Raw genomic sequence first — 15,887 nt, 5'->3', positions numbered from 1 at the left:
CACCGTCTGGTGTTGAGCAGCGGCACATCTCGCTGGAATGCGACGTCGGCTCAGGACGTGGTCGCCACGTCCCCGCGCACCGGAAAGCCGATGTGCGGGGACGTGGGTTCGGCACGACCCGGACGCGCCCGGGGTGCGAGTTCGACGTGCTCAGATCCCGGGAAGGCCAGGGGTGCGGTCCGGAGTCGGTGACCGAGTCGGTCGGTGGTGGCGGGATGGGTTCGCACGCCCGGTGCGGGTGGCGTGGTCCGCGGGGGGCCGGCCTGGTTGACCGGCCCCCCGCGGATCGGGTTCAGCGGAGGTGGATGTTCGGCTGGGGCGGGGTGCTCATGCCGCCACCGAGGAAGAAGCTCGGGTGCGGCGGCTGGTTGTAGGCGGTGTTCTGCCACGCGATGGCCACGCGGTACTGGGCGTCGTGCATGAGGGTGTGGATTCGCCGGTCGGTCTGCGTGCTGGTGGCGTAGATGCGCAGTGCGGCGTTGTCGTCGCGCGGCAGGATGACTTCCTCACGCCAGTCGCCGAACAGGTCGCCGGACAGCGCGGGGGTCGACTTGGTGCCGTTGATGGAGTGCGCTCCGGTGCCGGTGAGCAGTCGGGTGTCCGCGCTGGTGCCGTACTTGTCGACGTGGTTGCCGTCCAGCAGTTCCCGCACCGGGTCGGCGTCCCACCAGGCGAGGAAGTTCGCGCTGGACGGCGTGCGCCCGACGTTGCCGCCGGTGCCGTTGAACAGGCTGGTCAGCCCGGTGCCCCGGCCCCAGAACTCGGCGCCGGGGTTCCCGGCGTACACGTCGCCGGCCGCGCCGCGAGCGGGACCCTCGCAGCTGCACGTGTTGTTCTTCTGCATGATGGTGGCGCCGCTGTTGGCGTCCCGCAGGGTCGCGGCGGCTCCGGAGCTCTGCTCGTGGATCTGCCAGATCTCCTTGCCGGGGCGGCTGGGGAGGAAGTCGCCCACGTGCAGGGCGTCACCGTGCGCGTAGAAGCTGGTGGTGTACCGGCCGGTGCCGTTGGAGTTGATCGTCATGCCGCCGTAGATGATCTCGTCGGTGCCGTTGCCGTCGACGTCCGCGATGGACAGCGAGTGCGTGCCGCGGCCGCCCCACTGGCTGCCGGCGGAGCTGGAGTCGAACTTCCAGCGCCGGGTGAGCTGCCCGTTGCGGAAGTCCCACGCGGCGATCGCGCTCTTCGCGTAGTAGCCGCGGCCCATGATGATGCTGGGGCGCTGGCCGTCGAGGTACGCCGTGCCGGCCAGGAACCGGTCGCCACGGTTGCCGTTGCAGTCGCCCCAGTCGCAGATGTTGCCGCGGGCGGGGTCGAAGGGCACCGTGGACATGGCGGCGCCGGTGAACCCGTTGAACACGGTCAGGTACTCGGGTCCGGTGATGATGTGACCGCCGGAGTTGCGGTGGTCGGCGCTGCCGTTGCCGATCACCTGACCCGTGCCGGACACCGTGCCGTCACCGGTCCTGACCGCCATCTCGGCCCGGCCGTCGCCGTCGTAGTCGTACACCTGGAACTGGGTGTAGTGCGCGCCGGCGCGGATGTTGCGGCCGAGGTTGACGCGCCACAGCCGCTGTCCGTTGAGCTTGTAGGCGTCGATGTAGACGTTGCTGGTGTAGCCGGACTGCGAGTTGTCCTTCTGGTCGCTGGGATCCCACTTGAGGAAGATCTCGTACTGGCCGTCGCCGTCCGCGTCGCCGACGCTCGCGTCACCGGCCGTGTAGGTGCTGCCGGGCCGGGAGATGGGCACGTCCAGGTAGTTACCGCCGGTGAAGCGCAGTGACGGTCCGGACGGCGCCTGCTCCACCCCGCCCACGACCGCGCGGACCGTGTACGAGGCGTCCCCGGCGGCCCCCGCGTCCAGGTAGTTGGTGGAGTTCGTGATCGGGGTGGGGTTCAGCTTCGTCGTGCCCCGGTAGACGTTGAACCCGGTCGAGCCGGACTCGTTCCCGAGCAGCCGCCACGAGACCAGGTTGCCGGTGCCGGACCGCACGCTGACCAGACCCCGGTCGAGGTCCTCCATCTGCTTGCCGGTAGGCGGGTTGTCCGCGACGTCGGTCTCGAGGTAGTCGACGTTCGGCAGCCCGTCCGCCGTGGTGGGGCTCAACCGGATCGTGTTCGTGCCGGCGTTCACCGGGACGGTCAGCGTCTTCGTGACCCACGTGGTCCAGGCGCCGGTGGGGTCGAACGCGGTGCCGGGGTGCGCGACCGCGCCGTTGACCAGCACGTCGGCGGGCCGGTTGCCGGTCCCGCCGTTGGCGTACCGGATGCCGATCGTCGTGGTGCCCGCCGCGGCCGCCGTGACGGTGAACTGCGCGGCGGCCCCGACCGCGTTGTCGGCGTTGCAGAACCCGCTGCCGGAGTATCCGGTGTGGTTGGACTCGATGACACCGGCGCAGGTGGCCGGCGAGCTCTCCGCCTCGTAACGGGTCGGAGCCGCCGAAGCGGGGGCGATGACGACACCGCTCCCGGTGACGGTCAGGGCGACGCCGACAGCGAGCAGCGCGGCGCGCCGCCTGTTTCTGAGCATGACGAACCTCCAACAGGGTGAATCGGATGACATCAGGGAGCCGGTGCGCGGGCCGGTGGCGGTGTCGGCGGACCACTTGGGCCGACCGGCCGAGCGCGACGAGCCGGTGGGGGACACCGTGCCGCTGCGGCGTTACCAGCCGATCCAGCGGTCCCTGCGTCGTGAGGTCGTCACGGCGATAGGCTGTCCCTGAACAAAGTCGGTGAGCACCGTTGCTCCTTCGTCGCAGTCTGGGAACGCTCCCAGAAACGCCTGGGCGCATCCCGTGGCCGGCGAGGCCGCGGGGATGACGCCGGGTCGCGTGTGAAACGATTCAATTGGTCGGGCGGATGTTGGAAAGCGCTATCCAGCTGGTGATCACTTCAGCCGCGAGGTCATTCAGGTGGCTTCGGTGATCGAGCGATGCCGTTGGCGCCTATGACGTTCGGGCGCCAACGCTGCTGGGGTAGACCGTACGAACGCCGCCGTGCCGGTGTCAACAGGCTCGGCGGAATGTTTTCGGGTGGGTCCGACGCCCGCGGCACCCAGGCCGCGCAGCCCGGGTGGAGTCGTGGCTCGACCGCAAGGACGAGTTCGGGGACCGAATGGCGGACAGCGGGCCGACGTCCTTGTCGGGCCCGTCCCCGGGTCCGGCAGGAGGTGGCGTCGCCGGGCCGAGGTCCGGCAACTTGAGGGGGCGTCGTGTCCCTGACGTCGTGGAGGCGACTCGCTGTCGGGCGGGTTCGGCGGGACGTGCGCCACCTGTTCGCCGGGCGCCCGAGGCGGGTCGCCCGCCGCTCGTGGCAGTGCCTGCGCCGGGCCGACCGTCCATTCTGGATCGGAGGTCGAACGGGGGTGGCAGGCGGCGAACGCGGCACGGCCGGAGGCAGCCGGCTTGCCGTGTATCGCGGACGTATCCGAAACCGCATACGCCACCGCAACGGTCCGCCATCTTGGATGGAGCCATGAACCGCGACGCGTCCCCGTCCGCACCGCCTCGCCGAGTGCGCAGGATCGTGCTGCTGAGCCTCGCGATCCTCGGCCTGGCGGGGGTCCTGTTCGCGCTGCGTCGGCCGCTCCTGATGGCCGCACCGACGTGCCTCGCCGGGCGGGTGCACGGGTGTCTCGACACGGGCAACGGCGTGTTGTTCACGATGCTGGCCACGGTGCCGTTGGCCGTCCTGGTGGCGTGGGCGCTGGCGAGGCGGCGGCGGGCGGCCGGTGTGGCCTCGGCGTGGCGGCTGTCGTTGGCCGAGGTGGGCATGGTTCACGGGACGGTGCCGTTCGTGTGGTTGACCCTGATGCCGGGGGAGGGGGCCGGTGTCGTCCCCGGTCGGGTGAGCCTGGTCCCGCTGCGCGACCTGGTCACGATGGGGCCGGTCGGGATCGTCGGCAACCTGATGATCTTCGCGGCGCTGGGGTTCTTCGCCCCGATCCGGTTCGCGGTGTTGACGTCCCTGCCGCGCGTCCTGGCGCTCGGGGCCGGCTGCTCGGTGCTGGTCGAGACCGCGCAGTACGTCCTGCGGCTGGACCGGGTCTCCTCTGTGGACGACGTGCTGGTCAACGCCGCCGGCGCGGTGCTGGCCGGGATGGCGTCACGTCACTGGTGGCGCGCCGCGGCGGAGGCGTCGTCGGACCGGCCGCCGGTGGTGGCGGCGGGCTGATCCGCGCGTCCACGAGGTGGCCGCGGGGCGCCGGGGAGCCGCACCGTGACGACGAGACCGCCGGCGGGACGTGGCGTGAGGTCGAGGGTTCCGTCGTGCGCGCGGACGATGCTGTGCACGATGGCCAGTCCGAGGCCGACGCCGGCGTGCTCGTCGGTGCGCGCGCGTTCGGTCGTGCGTTGGAACGGCTCGGTGAGCGTCGGCACCAGTTCCGGGGCGACCGGGTGGCCGGTGTTCTCCACCCGCAGCACGCTCACGTCGTGCCGCTGTTCGGTGTGGACGGTGACGACGCCGCCAGCGGGGAGGTTGTGGACGATCGCGTTCTGCACGAGGTTCGTGACCATCCGCAGCATGAGCGCCGCGGAGCCGACGGCCCGCGTCGGCTCACCTGTGACGTCGAGCGTGATCGCGCGTTGTTCGGCGAGGGGGAGCAGCGTCTCGGCGGCTTCCTCGGCGAGGAGGGAGAGGTCGACGGGCTCGCGGGTGAAGCTCCGGCGGTCGCTGCGGCTGAGCAGCAGGAGGGCTTCGGTGAGGTCGATCGCGCGGGCGTTCACGGTGCGGAGGCGTTCGACGAGTTCGCCCCGGTCCCGCGTGGGGTCGTCGCGGGCGAGGTCGAGGAGCGTCTTCGAGATCGCCAGCGGGGTGCGCAGCTCGTGGGACGCGTTCGCGGCGAACCGCTGCTGTTCGGCGACGTGTGCTTCGAGCCGCGCGAGCATGGCGTCGAAGGCGTCGGCGAGCTCGCGGAACTCGTCGCTGCGGCCCGGCAGCCGGACGCGGTGGGAGAGCGACCCGTTCCCGGCCCGGCGCGCGGCGTCCGCGATGGCGGTCAGCGGGGTGAGCATGCGGCCGGCGAGGAGCCACCCGCCGACGAGCCCGAACACCAGCAGGAACGCCAGCACGACGACGATGAACGGCGCGAAGGCGCGCACGAGGCCGGAGCGGTTGATCAGGAAGGTGCCGGTGACGTGGATCGCGTCGTCCGGCAGGCCCCACAGGTAGAAGACCACCACGGCGGCGAGCAGCAGGATGCCCGCGAGCATGAGGAACCCGGCGTAGCTGAGGGTGAGCTTGAGCCGGACGCTCGGACCGGGCTGCCTAGGCACGGTCCGCTCCCGCACGTCCGGCGTCGATGCGGTAGCCCACGCCGGGCACCGTGACGATGAGCCACGGTTCGCCGAGCCGTTTGCGCAGGGCCGAGACGGTGATGCGGACGGCGTTGGTGAGCGGGTCGGCGTTCTCGTCCCACGCCCGTTCCAGCAGCTCTTCGGCGCTGACGACCCCGCCTTCGGCGGCGACGAGGACTTCCAGCACGGCGAACTGCTTGCGGGTGAGCGCGACGTAGCGCCCGTCGCGGAAGACCTCGCGGCGGAAGGGGTCCAGTCGCAGGCCCGCGATCTCGCGCACGGGTGGCCTGTTGTGGGCGCGCCTGCGGTCGAGCGCGCGCAGCCGCAGGACGAGTTCCCGCAGGTCGAACGGCTTGGTGAGGTAGTCGTCGGCGCCGAGTTCGAACCCGGAGGCCTTGTCGTCGATCCGGTCGGCGGCGGTGAGCATGAGGATCGGCATGCCGCTGCCGGACGCGACGATGCGCCGGGCGACCTCGTCGCCGGAAGGGCCGGGGATGTCGCGGTCGAGGACCGCGAGGTCGTAGGAGTTGACGCTGAGCAGTTCCAGGGCGGTGTCGCCGTCGCCCGCGACGTCGGCGGCGATCGCCTCCAGCCGCAGGCCGTCCCGGACGGCTTCGGCCAGGTAGGGCTCGTCCTCCACGATCAGCACGCGCATACCCGCAAGCTAAGCGGTGCGGCATATCGCCGCCGTATGCACGCCGTGCGTCCCACCACGGCGCGGTGACCGACCCCGCGTCAGCCGCCACCCGGGTCGAGCGTCACGCCGGTGATGGCCTTGGTCTCCCGCACGCCGATCTCCACCAGCGGGATGTCGTCGTAGTTGCTGAGGATGACGCCGACCCAGCCGGTGTCCGGGTAGATGCTCCAGTTGGCGCCGATGCCGCCGGCCCCGCCGCCCCGCCCGATCATCCACTGGTCGCCGACGACCTTGACCGGCATCGTGTACCCCGCGTACGACGTGGGCTCGTGGCCGGGGAGCTTCGCGCCGGCGAACAGGTCGGCGTAAGGCCGGGCCAACACCGTGCCGTCACGCAGCGCGTTCGCGAACCGGACCAGGTCTGGAGCGGTGACGAAGCCGTCGCCCGAGGCGTGGCCGATGAAACCGCGGGCCGGGTTCCGTCCCGTGATGTGCGGGCTCACGCTGCCCTTGTCGAGGTTGCGGACGGCGTCCACCCGGCTGCCGTCGGCCTGGAGCATGTACGGGTGCGCGATGCGCTCGTCGGTGAGCCACTGCCGCCGGGTGTAGTACGCCGAGCCGGTCATGCCGCTGCGCCCGAAGACGTGCTGGTGGACGTAGTCCCAGAACGTCATGCCGGACACGGCCTCCACGACCTGCGCGGCGATGGCCAGACCGGCGCCGCCGCCGGGGCGGTGGCCGTTGTCGTTCGAGCCGGGGACCGCCACCAGCTCCGCCTGCCTGGTCCACTGCTCGTGGTGCGCGTGCACCTCCTCCTCGCTGTGGAAGACGCGGTGCCAGTCCGGCATGGGGGCGTCCAACCCGGAGGTGCTGGTGAGCAGGTGGTGGACGGTCACCCGCTCGGCGATCTCCCGGGTGAAGCCCGTCAGGTGCCTGCCCACCGCGTCCGACAGCGCCAGCCTGCCCTGCTGCACCAGTCGCAGGACGGCCACGGCGAGGAACGGCTGGCTCGCCGAGGAGAGGTTGAACGCGGTGTTCTCGTGGTTGCGGATTCCCTTTTCCCGGTCGGCCATGCCGTAAGCGCGGGACAACACCGTGCGGCCCCGGTACGACAGGTGCACCACGCCGGAGAACTTGTCCTGCGCCGCCAACTCCGCGACGTACCGGTCGTAGGCCCCGCCGGGTCGGGTGTCGGGCGGGATCACCCGGTCGCGCTCGGACGGGGTGGCGTGACCTGGCAGGGAGCCCACGAGCGGCGCGCCGGCCGCCACGCCGGCGGCCAGCCCGCCCCACCCGAGCACCCTTCGCCGGTCGACACCACGTGCGGAATCGGAATTCATGGTCACGGCCCTTTCTCCGAGAGGTGAACCGACCCAATGCGGTTCACGCCTTCAGTGAAGGCGCAAGGCCGTTGCCGTGGCGTATGCGATTTCCGATACGTCCGCGATATGCCCGACCTGGCACGTGGAATTCCGACGTCATGAACTCTGCCGCGCTGGACGAACGACTGGGGGCACGACCTCGCGGCCGTGCCCCTCGCGGTGTCGTCAACCGGCGCGTCGCGCCCAGGCCGTGAACGGGTCGAGCGATCCCTCGACCCGGCACGGCTCGACGGTCCGGCCGCCGCGGTCGAGGCCGCGGTAGGAGGCGCGGTAGTCGAAGCCGTACCGCGCCGCCTCGTCGGCGCCGACCGCGTAGTAGACGGTGTCGATGCCGTGGTCGAACGCGGCCCGGTAGCACATCCCGCAGGGCTCGCCCGAGGCCAGCAGCACGGACTCGGCCACCAGCGCCGGTCCCGCCTTCGCCGCCGCGCGCAGCGCCACGATCTCGGCGTGCGCGGTGGGGTCGCGCTCGACCAGCACGCGGTTCACCCCGGTGCCGAGGACCCCGGCGGTGGGGTGGAGGACCACCCCCGCGAACGGGATGCCGCCGCGCTCGACCTCCGCCAGCGCGATACCGACGGCGTCCCGCATGTGGCCGGCGATCCGGTCGGCGTCCAGGCCGGTCATCACGCCTGGCCCGAGGAGTGCTTCGGGCTGGAGGCCAGCTTCAGCCACACGACACCGCCGATGATCACCGCCAGCCAGAAGACGCGCACCGGGGTGAGGGCCTGGTCGAGCAGGAACGCGCTGACGACGGCCGCGCCGGAGGAGCCGATGCCGGTCCAGACGGCGTAGCCGATGCCGACGTCGATGTTCTTCAACGCCAGGCTGAGCGTGAAGACGGTCAGGAAGAAGAACACCGCGGCGGCGATCGACCAGTTCAGGTCGGTGAAGCCCTTGCTGCCGCCGACGCTCACCGCGTAGCCGATCTCGACCAGGCCCGCGATCAACAGGATGATCCAGGCGCGGCGGCTCGCGGCGGTGGTGTCCTCGTGTCGGGTCGTGCCGGGTTGGGTCGAGGTGGTCATCTCGTGCGCTTCCTTTGCGATGGTCTCCGTGCCAGGTTCCAGGGGGCGCGTCCGGTCAGACAGCCGCGCCGGACAGTTCCAGCCCCACCACGCCGACGATGACGACGGCGATGCCGACGACCTTGCGCCAGTCGAGGCGCTCCTTGAACAGCAGCGTGCCGAGCAGCACGATGCCGACGGAGCCGAGGCCGGTCCAGATCGCGTAGCCCACGCCGACGTCCAGCGTGATGAGCGCCAGGCTCAGGAAGAACGTGCCGAGCGCGCCGATGACGAGCGTGAGGATGGACGGCCACAGGCGGGTGAAGCCCTTGGCGGCGTTGGCGCACAGCGCGAAGGCGATCTCGAAGACGGTGGCGATCGCCAGGTAGACCCAGTGCATCTCGCTTTCCTTTCCGTTCTAGCTCAGCGCTTTGCGCAGTTCATCGAGGCTCGGCACGCCCTCGACGCGGTGCGAGCCGATGACGATCGTCGGGACGGCTCGCACGTTCACCGCCCGTGCCTCGGCCAACCGGGCCTGGTGCCGCTCGGCGTACCGGCGCTCGGCCAGCGCGGCGGCGAACTCGTCGGCGTCGAGCCGCACCTCGGCGGCGATCTCCTTGAGCACCTCGGGTTGGCCGATGTCGCGGTCGTGCTGGAAGAACGCCCGCAGCACCGCCTGGTGGTACTCCTTCGCCCGACCGTGCTCCTCGGCGAACAACGAGCCCTCGAACGGCAGGTGCGTGTAGGGCTGCGGCGACACGGTCGGCAGCTTGATCGGCACCCCGAGCCGCTCGGCCATCGGGTAGACCGAGGTCCGCCAGACCCGGGGCAGGTAGTCGTCCTCCGGGCGCAGGGTGGGGTTCGGATGGGGCCGCAGCTCGTAGGGCCGCCAGGTGACCGTGGCGCCCGCCTCGGCGGCGGCCGTCTCGATGACGTCCTCCGCGAGCAGGCAGTAGGGACACACGTAGTCGAAGTAGACGACGACCTCGGGTGGGTTCATGTCTCCTCTCCCGATCCACACGAGGGGATACCGGCTAAATATTTGCATGCATCTGCATGGTCCCGTCAAGTCCCTCATGCGGCCGTCACCGAGACGTAGTACATCCCCCCTGTCACCAGCGCATTCATCCTCGACGAGGCTGGCTCGCCGATCCCGTCACGCGTGAAAGGTCCATGCTTGGACATGGAAGCTGCTCCGGAGTGACGGCCGGAACGTGCCCCGGACGGAGCACCCCCGGCGTGGAAACCCGCTCAGAGGTGGGAAGCGAGGATCGTGAGGTGTCGGCCCTGGGCGATCAGCCGGTAGAGTCGACCGTGATCACGTGTATGTACCAGCATGCTTGCCCCGCGACAAGCCAGCCCGGGTCTAGAATGTTGCTCACTCATGGACTTGGCTGCCCGATCCCGAAGCGCAGGTGACGAGATGAGCGCCGCACCCCGTCAGACCACCGAGGCCGCCGCCTCCGACCAGGTCGCCTGGAGCAGGGTGCTGACCCTGCACGTCCTCGTCGAACGCCAACTGGCGCAGGCCATGCAGCGGCGCCACGGCGTCGGTCTGTCGGAGTACCGGGCACTGGCGGAGCTGTCGAAGTCCGCGGCGGGGGAGTGGCGGATGCAGGAGCTCGCCGACCGGATCGGCCTGGGGCAGAGCTCGGTGACCCGCCTGGTCGCCCGGCTGGACGCCCTCGGCTTCGCCCGGCGGGACCTCTGCCCCGACGACAAGCGCGGCGTCTACGCCGTCATCACCGACGAGGGCAGGCAGTTGCACACCGCGGCACGGGCCACCTACGCCGAGGTGCTCAGCTCGGCGTTGAACACGGCCGGCGCCGACCAGGAGCTCGCCCGGCTCGTCCAGGCGATCCGCAGCGCCACCTGATCGGCGGCGTCACACGCCCGGCATCGTCCTTTCGCAGCAGTGACGTGGAATAGTCGGAGCAGGAATCCGGTCCGCCACTCGACGCAACCCGCCGTCGTGATCTGTGATCCGAATCGGAACCGAAGTTAGTTGCTTGACCGTGCATCTGTCGCCGGCTAATTTACGAGGCGCAGCGACAGGACGGTCGGGACCGCTGAGAGATCAGCCGGGGCGAACCCTTGCCGCTTCAGCGGAAACGCGACCTTTCGGCGCCGCGGGCGCCGGTCCCTCGCTCAGGTAGTCCAACCTTTCTGCGGCACTGCTTGCTCCGAGGAGGAATCGTGCCTTCGTCGCGTTTGCTCGGTCACCTCGCCGAACACGCGGTGAACAGTTCCCAGTCGGTCGCACTGGTCTGCGGGGACCGGGAATTGACGTATGGCGGGTTGTCCGGGCTCGCCGAGCGGTACGCGGCCGACCTGACCGCGCTCGGCGTGACCCCTGAACGGCCGGTGTGCGTTCCCGCGCACAAGTCGGTCGAGACCATCGCGTTGCTGATCGCCTGCTTCACGGTGGGCGCCAGTGTCCTCGTGCCGTCGTCCGAACTGGGCCCCACCGCCCTCCGGGCGATCTGCGAACAGGCACGGTGCTCGCACGTCCTCACGGTGGGCGCCGACGGGCGTCCGATGTCGACGGTGGTCGACGGCGCCGCGCCCGAGGGCTTCGACCCCGTCGACCCGAGCCGGACCAGGATCATGTTCACCACGTCCGGCTCGACCGGGACGCCGAAGATCGTGCCCGTCCCCGAGTCCGCTTTCGACGACTTCGCGGACTGGGCGACGAAGCAGTTCGCCCTGACGGCCGGCGACGTCTCGCTCAGCTATGCACCGTTCAACTTCGACTTGTCGCTGCTCGACGTGTGGGTCTTCCTGCGCCTGGGCGGCCGGGTCGTCCTCGTGGACCCGGCCGCGGGCGCGGACGGCAAGCGACTGCGCCGCCTGGTCGCCGACCACGGCGTCACGTTCGTCCAAGGTGTGCCGCTGCTCTACCAACTGCTCACCGAGGACGACAACGCGACCTTCCCGACCCGGACCGTCGTCTTCACCGGCGAGGCGCTGCCCCAGCGGCTCCTGCCCCGCGTCGCCCGCGCGTTCCCGGAAGCCCGGCTGTACAACGTGTTCGGCTGCACGGAGACCAACGACAGCTTCATCCACGAGGTCGACCCGGCGACCGCCGGACCGCGAATCCCCATCGGCAGGCCGATCGACGGCGTGGACGCGGTGCTCGTCGACGGCGACGGCGCCCTCGTCGAAGGGCCGGGGACGGGCGAGCTGCTGGTCCGGACACCGTTCCAGACCACCGGGTACTTGCGGAGCGCGCTCAACGACAAGGCGTTCCGCCCGGCTCCGAACGGCGTCGGCGGACCGTTCTACCGGACCGGCGACCTGGCGACCCGCGACGCCGACGGCGTGTTCGTCCTGGAAGGACGCCGTGACTTCCAGGTGAAGGTGCGCGGCATCCGCACGAACGTGCTGGAGGTCGAGGCCGTGCTGGCGGCCCACCCCGAGGTCGAGGCGGCCGCGGTCGTCGCCGTCCCCGACGACGCCGCGGGGCACCGCCTGCACGCGGAGGTCGAGCGGAAGCCGGGCTCCGGGCTGACCTCGCTCAAGTTGCGCGGCCACGGCGCGAGGACGCTGCCGCGCCACGCCATCCCGTCCACGATCCGCGTCGGCGACGCGCGGCTGCCCCGCACGTCCACCGGCAAGCCGGATCGCAAGCTCATCAAGGAAACCGTCATGAAGGGCGCTGACTGATGGACTTGGAAGCCCAGATCCGCGACTACATCGTCTCCGAGTTCCTGTCCGGCGAGGACGTCCCCGACCTTACCGACGACTTCGACCTCATCGAGAACGGCGTCGTCGACAGCCTGGGCCTCGTCCGACTGATCTCGCACATCAGCAAGAACCACGCCATTCCCGTCGACGACATCCCGCTCGAGCCGTCGAACTTCCGCGACATCGAGCACATCTGCTCCTTCATCCGGCAGACGACCGCCGCCGCGTCGGTCTGACCGGGAGACGTGTGCACTTCCCGAACCCATTCAACTAGGAGAGACCACGTGATCGTCCGCAGCTACGACGAGATCGCCCCGGTCGAGTGGGGCAACGGCACCAGCCACCGCCTGCTCACCGAGTCCGACGGCATGGGCTTCACCGTCTGCGAGACGTTGGTGCGCCAGGGCACGACCAGCGCCCTGCAGTACCGCCGTCACCTGGAGGCCTGCTACTGCATCGGTGGTTCCGGCGAGGTCGTCACCGCCGACGGGGAACGTCACAAGATCGTCGAGGGCACCCTGTACGCCCTCGACAAGCACGACGCGCACTACCTCGTCGCCTCCGACGACGAGGACCTGCGGCTCATCTCGGTGTTCAACCCGCCGCTGCGGGGCGACGAGAAGCACGCGTTATCCGAGGACGGGTTCTCCCAGTACTGATCCGTTCACGGTGGGGGCCGCGCCGGTCGGGCGGCCCCCACCCACGGCGCCAGCGAGGGAATGACTCACCATGACTGCAACCTCCGACACGTTCGCCACCGTCGCCGACTGGGCCGAGGACCTCAACCTCGACACCGCGGCGTGGGACGCCCGCGGCGAGTTCCCGTGGGAGAAGTGGAAAGCGATCCGGCGCAGCGGCATCCTCGCCGTCCCGTTCGAGCGGCGGTACGGCGGCCGCGGCCACTCGCTCACCGAGACCATGCGGGCGCTGGAAGGGCTCGGCTACACCAGCCGGGACGCGGGCCTCAACTTCTCGACGTCGACGCAGATCGTCAGCGTGGGCCTGGTCCTGCAGGCGTTCGGCGACGAGGGACTGAGGTCGGCCCACCTGCCGAAGATCATCTCCGGTGAGGTGATCACCGCGCACGCGATCACCGAGCCGACAAATGGCTCGGACGCCACCGGCATCGCCACGACCGCCCGCCGGGACGGCGACGACTACGTCCTCGACGGCGAGAAGATGTTCATCACGAACGCGCCGGTCGCGGACCTGATCCTGCTCTACGTCCGCACCGGCGAGCCCGGTCCGTTCGGGCTGAGCTGCTTCCTCGTCGACCGCGACACGCCGGGCCTGCGCATCGGCGAGCCGCTCGACAAGATGGGCCTGCGCACCTCGCCGCTCGGCGCGGTCACGCTCGACGGCGTGCGGGTGCCCGTGAGCCGACGCGTCGGCCAGGAGGGCGCGGGCTTCCTCATCCTCGACCACATCATGAAGCGGGAGATCCTGCTCTCGTTCTCGATCACCCTCGGCGAGATGACGCACCGACTGGAGCGGTGCGTGCGGCAGGCCAGGACGCGCACGCAGTTCGGCCAACCGATCGGCGGATTCCAGGCCGTCAGCCACAAGATCGCCGACATGAAGATCGCGGTGGAGACGGCCCGGAAGTGGCTGTACGACACCGGCGCCAAGGTCGAGGCCGGCCAGGACGCCGCGATCGACGTCGCCGCCACCAAGACGGTGGTGAGCGAGGCGAACCTGCGCACCGCGCTGGACGCGGTCCAGGTCTTCGGCGGCGCCGGGTACCTCACCGGCACGGGCGTCGAGGCGGACGTGCGCAACGCGGTCGGCGGGACGATCTACTCCGGGACGAACGAGGTGCAGCGCAACCGGATCGCGTCGCTGCTCGGCCTCCGTCCCACGGCTCCCCGAGGAGGGCACGGTGCATGACGATCTCGCGCGGCTGACCGCGCCCACGGAGTTCCTGGACTACGAGTCCACGCCCGTGCGGGAGTTCGTCGACGGCGTGGTCCCCGACCGCGGCGCGGACAAGCGGGACCTCGCGATCGCGCTGTACTACGCGGTCCGGGACGACGTCTTCTACGAGGTCTACGGCGCGGACCTGTCCCGCGACGGGCTGAAGGCCAGCCACGTCGCCACCCGCAAGCAGGGCTTCTGCCTGCACAAGTCGGTGCTCTACGCGGCGTGCTGCCGTGCGGTCGGCATCCCGGCGCGGTTGCACTACGGCAAGGTCCGCAACCACCTGGCGTCCGACCGGCTGCGCAAGCACATCGGCGGTGACGTCTTCTTCCACGGGCTGGCCGCCGTCCACCTCGACGGGCAGTGGGTCAAGGCGACGCCGGTGTTCAACGGGTTGCTGTGCAAGCTGTACGGGCTCAAGCCGCTCGAGTTCGACGGCGTCACCGACAGCCTCTACCACCCGTTCGACGAGGACGGGCGCAAGAGCATGGAGTTCCTGGTCGACCACGGCGGGTTCGACGACCTGCCGTACGAGTTCGTGATGGACCAGATGCGGACCAACCACCCCGACTTCCTGGACCCGGACGGCACGGGCACCGTTTCCGGTGGTTCCCTCGCCGCCGAGGCCGCCAGGTGACCCCTGGAAGGAGGACATCGCCATGGCCGAACCCACCCCGGTCCCCGCTGACGGGTGGGCCGCCCGCGCCCGGATCGGCGTGGTCGTGCCCCACGCCGACGTCGGGCCGGAATCCGAACTGCAGGCCCTCGCCCCGCGCGGCGTCGTCATCCACGGCTCCCGCGTCCACTTCGGCGCGATGCGCGCCGGGGGCGAGATGGACCGGAAGATCCCGCACGCGCCGGTCCGGGCGTTCGTCGAGCCGCCGCACGTCGACACGGCGGTGGAGCTGCTCGCCGCCGCGCCGCTCGACGTGATCGCGCTCGGCTTCACCAGCTCGGCGTACGTCCTCGGCGCGGCGGGGGAGAAGGACCTGTTCGACCGCCTGAGCGGCCACACGCGCGGGTTGCCGATCACCGGCACCACCAGGGCGGCGGTGGCGGGCTTCGCCGCGCTCGGCGCGCGCCGCGTCGCGATCGTCAACCCGCCGTGGTTCGACGACGAGCTGTCCGACCTCGGTGCGGACTACTTCGGCGAGCACGGTTTCGAGGTCGTCCAGCACGGCCCGTGCGGCCTGCCGAGCAACCAGAAGCTGATCACGCCGGAAGCCCTGACCGACTGGGTCCGCACCACGGTGGCGAAGGCCGAGCCGGACGCGGTCCTCGTGGCCGGCAACGGCATCCGCGCGGTCGGCGTGATCGACGCGCTGGAGCGGGACTGCGGTTTCGCGGTCCTGACCGCCAACCAGGTGCTGCTCTGGCACGCCCTCCACCTCGCGGGGGCCACGGACGTGCTGCCGGAGATCACCACCTATGGCCGCTTGTTCGCCGTTGCGCCGAACTGAGCCGTCGCCCGTGTCCGGACGCCCTGCGTCATCGGCGCAGGGCGTCCCCGCGGCATGGCGCTGACGACCGCGGCCGTCCACGCGAACGCCCCGCCGGCGAAACCCGGCGGGGCGTTCGGCGTTGTGGTGGGCGTTAGCGCACGGTGGTGCGGCGGCGGCCGGCGATGGCTTCCGCTACGCCGATGAGCAGCACCGAGGCGATCACCGCGAGGATGAAGCCCAGCACGTTCAGCTCGAAGATGTCACCCGTGCCGAGCAGGTTGGCGATGGTGCCGCCGATGACGGAACCGACCAGGCCGAGCAGCAGTGTCGCCACGATGCCGAGGTTCTGCTTGCCGGGCTTGATCAGTCGGGCGAGCGCGCCGATGACCAGCCCGGCGACGATGAACCCGATCACGTCGCCTCCCGATAAGTCGATGATCTTCCGACACCGGGCTACCCGATCGGCCTAGACGAGTAATGCGTAAGTCGGTCAGTGGTCGTAGGCGGTCAGGGACCGGGTG

General features: G+C 70.5%; 17 protein-coding genes. 8 read left to right on the top strand and 9 right to left on the bottom strand.

Annotated features, from left to right (window positions below):
• Window positions 1-292 precede the first annotated feature (292 nt).
• Complete coding sequence (locus tag ACFQ3T_RS07430; protein ID WP_380721587.1) at window positions 293-2,527, bottom strand: rhamnogalacturonan lyase family protein; 2,235 nt, start codon at window positions 2,525-2,527, stop codon at window positions 293-295.
• 983 nt (window positions 2,528-3,510) lie between these two features.
• Here ACFQ3T_RS07430 and ACFQ3T_RS07425 point away from each other — a divergent pair.
• Entirely contained in the window at window positions 3,511-4,170 is a 660-nt protein-coding gene (locus ACFQ3T_RS07425; RefSeq protein WP_380721584.1) for a VanZ family protein, read from the top strand.
• Here the strand turns inward: ACFQ3T_RS07425 and ACFQ3T_RS07420 are convergent.
• From ACFQ3T_RS07420 to ACFQ3T_RS07390, 7 genes are all read right to left on the bottom strand, one after another.
• The gene (locus ACFQ3T_RS07420) at window positions 4,107-5,273 is read right to left on the bottom strand and encodes a sensor histidine kinase (RefSeq protein ID WP_380721581.1); all 1,167 of its coding nucleotides are present in this window, start codon (window positions 5,271-5,273) and stop codon (window positions 4,107-4,109) included. The two genes, ACFQ3T_RS07425 and ACFQ3T_RS07420, sit on opposite strands and share 64 nt — an antisense overlap.
• Window positions 5,266-5,949 carry a response regulator transcription factor gene (locus ACFQ3T_RS07415; protein ID WP_380721578.1) on the bottom strand — a complete coding sequence of 228 codons (684 nt, stop codon included), beginning with the start codon at window positions 5,947-5,949 and terminating at the stop codon, window positions 5,266-5,268. The genes ACFQ3T_RS07420 and ACFQ3T_RS07415 overlap by 8 nt, the downstream gene beginning before the upstream one ends.
• A gap of 80 nt (window positions 5,950-6,029) precedes the next feature.
• Window positions 6,030-7,271 (bottom strand): serine hydrolase domain-containing protein, encoded by a 1,242-nt coding sequence (locus ACFQ3T_RS07410; protein ID WP_380721575.1) that lies wholly within the window; start codon window positions 7,269-7,271, stop codon window positions 6,030-6,032.
• Window positions 7,272-7,478: 207 nt separating this feature from the next.
• On the bottom strand, window positions 7,479-7,940 hold the full coding sequence (locus tag ACFQ3T_RS07405; protein ID WP_380721572.1) for a nucleoside deaminase: 462 nt from the start codon (window positions 7,938-7,940) through the stop codon (window positions 7,479-7,481).
• Window positions 7,940-8,341: a DMT family transporter gene (locus tag ACFQ3T_RS07400; RefSeq protein WP_380721569.1), complete on the bottom strand. Its 402-nt coding sequence runs from the start codon at window positions 8,339-8,341 to the stop codon at window positions 7,940-7,942. Before ACFQ3T_RS07400 ends, ACFQ3T_RS07405 begins: the two co-directional genes overlap by 1 nt.
• A 55-nt stretch (window positions 8,342-8,396) precedes the next feature.
• A complete protein-coding gene (locus ACFQ3T_RS07395) occupies window positions 8,397-8,720 on the bottom strand; it encodes a DMT family transporter (protein ID WP_380721566.1) in 324 nt (107 codons plus the stop codon).
• An 18-nt stretch (window positions 8,721-8,738) separates the two neighbouring features.
• Window positions 8,739-9,320 (bottom strand): DsbA family oxidoreductase, encoded by a 582-nt coding sequence (locus tag ACFQ3T_RS07390; protein WP_380721563.1) that lies wholly within the window; start codon window positions 9,318-9,320, stop codon window positions 8,739-8,741.
• A 423-nt stretch (window positions 9,321-9,743) separates the two neighbouring features.
• Between ACFQ3T_RS07390 and ACFQ3T_RS07385 the strand changes: the two genes are divergently transcribed.
• The 7 genes from ACFQ3T_RS07385 (at window position 9,744) to ACFQ3T_RS07355 (ending at window position 15,384) form a co-directional block, all read left to right on the top strand.
• Entirely contained in the window at window positions 9,744-10,196 is a 453-nt protein-coding gene (locus ACFQ3T_RS07385; protein WP_380721560.1) for a MarR family winged helix-turn-helix transcriptional regulator, read from the top strand.
• A gap of 320 nt (window positions 10,197-10,516) precedes the next feature.
• Window positions 10,517-11,986 (top strand): AMP-binding protein, encoded by a 1,470-nt coding sequence (locus ACFQ3T_RS07380; protein ID WP_380721557.1) that lies wholly within the window; start codon window positions 10,517-10,519, stop codon window positions 11,984-11,986.
• Window positions 11,986-12,243: an acyl carrier protein gene (locus ACFQ3T_RS07375; RefSeq protein WP_380721554.1), complete on the top strand. Its 258-nt coding sequence runs from the start codon at window positions 11,986-11,988 to the stop codon at window positions 12,241-12,243. The genes ACFQ3T_RS07380 and ACFQ3T_RS07375 overlap by 1 nt, the downstream gene beginning before the upstream one ends.
• A gap of 48 nt (window positions 12,244-12,291) precedes the next feature.
• Entirely contained in the window at window positions 12,292-12,666 is a 375-nt protein-coding gene (locus ACFQ3T_RS07370; protein WP_380721551.1) for an ectoine synthase, read from the top strand.
• A 70-nt stretch (window positions 12,667-12,736) separates the two neighbouring features.
• On the top strand, window positions 12,737-13,894 hold the full coding sequence (locus ACFQ3T_RS07365) for an acyl-CoA dehydrogenase family protein (RefSeq protein WP_380721548.1): 1,158 nt from the start codon (window positions 12,737-12,739) through the stop codon (window positions 13,892-13,894).
• Window positions 13,887-14,561 (top strand): transglutaminase-like domain-containing protein, encoded by a 675-nt coding sequence (locus tag ACFQ3T_RS07360; protein ID WP_380721545.1) that lies wholly within the window; start codon window positions 13,887-13,889, stop codon window positions 14,559-14,561. Before ACFQ3T_RS07365 ends, ACFQ3T_RS07360 begins: the two co-directional genes overlap by 8 nt.
• A 22-nt stretch (window positions 14,562-14,583) precedes the next feature.
• Window positions 14,584-15,384 (top strand): maleate cis-trans isomerase family protein, encoded by an 801-nt coding sequence (locus ACFQ3T_RS07355; protein ID WP_380721542.1) that lies wholly within the window; start codon window positions 14,584-14,586, stop codon window positions 15,382-15,384.
• A gap of 133 nt (window positions 15,385-15,517) precedes the next feature.
• Here ACFQ3T_RS07355 and ACFQ3T_RS07350 read toward each other — a convergent pair whose 3' ends face one another.
• Window positions 15,518-15,781: a GlsB/YeaQ/YmgE family stress response membrane protein gene (locus tag ACFQ3T_RS07350; protein ID WP_380721539.1), complete on the bottom strand. Its 264-nt coding sequence runs from the start codon at window positions 15,779-15,781 to the stop codon at window positions 15,518-15,520.
• Window positions 15,782-15,887 lie beyond the last annotated feature (106 nt).

This window comes from Saccharothrix hoggarensis, assembly GCF_042678885.1.
GTDB lineage: Bacteria > Actinomycetota > Actinomycetes > Mycobacteriales > Pseudonocardiaceae > Actinosynnema > Actinosynnema hoggarensis.
This window is presented reverse-complemented; position numbering and strand designations above follow the sequence as displayed.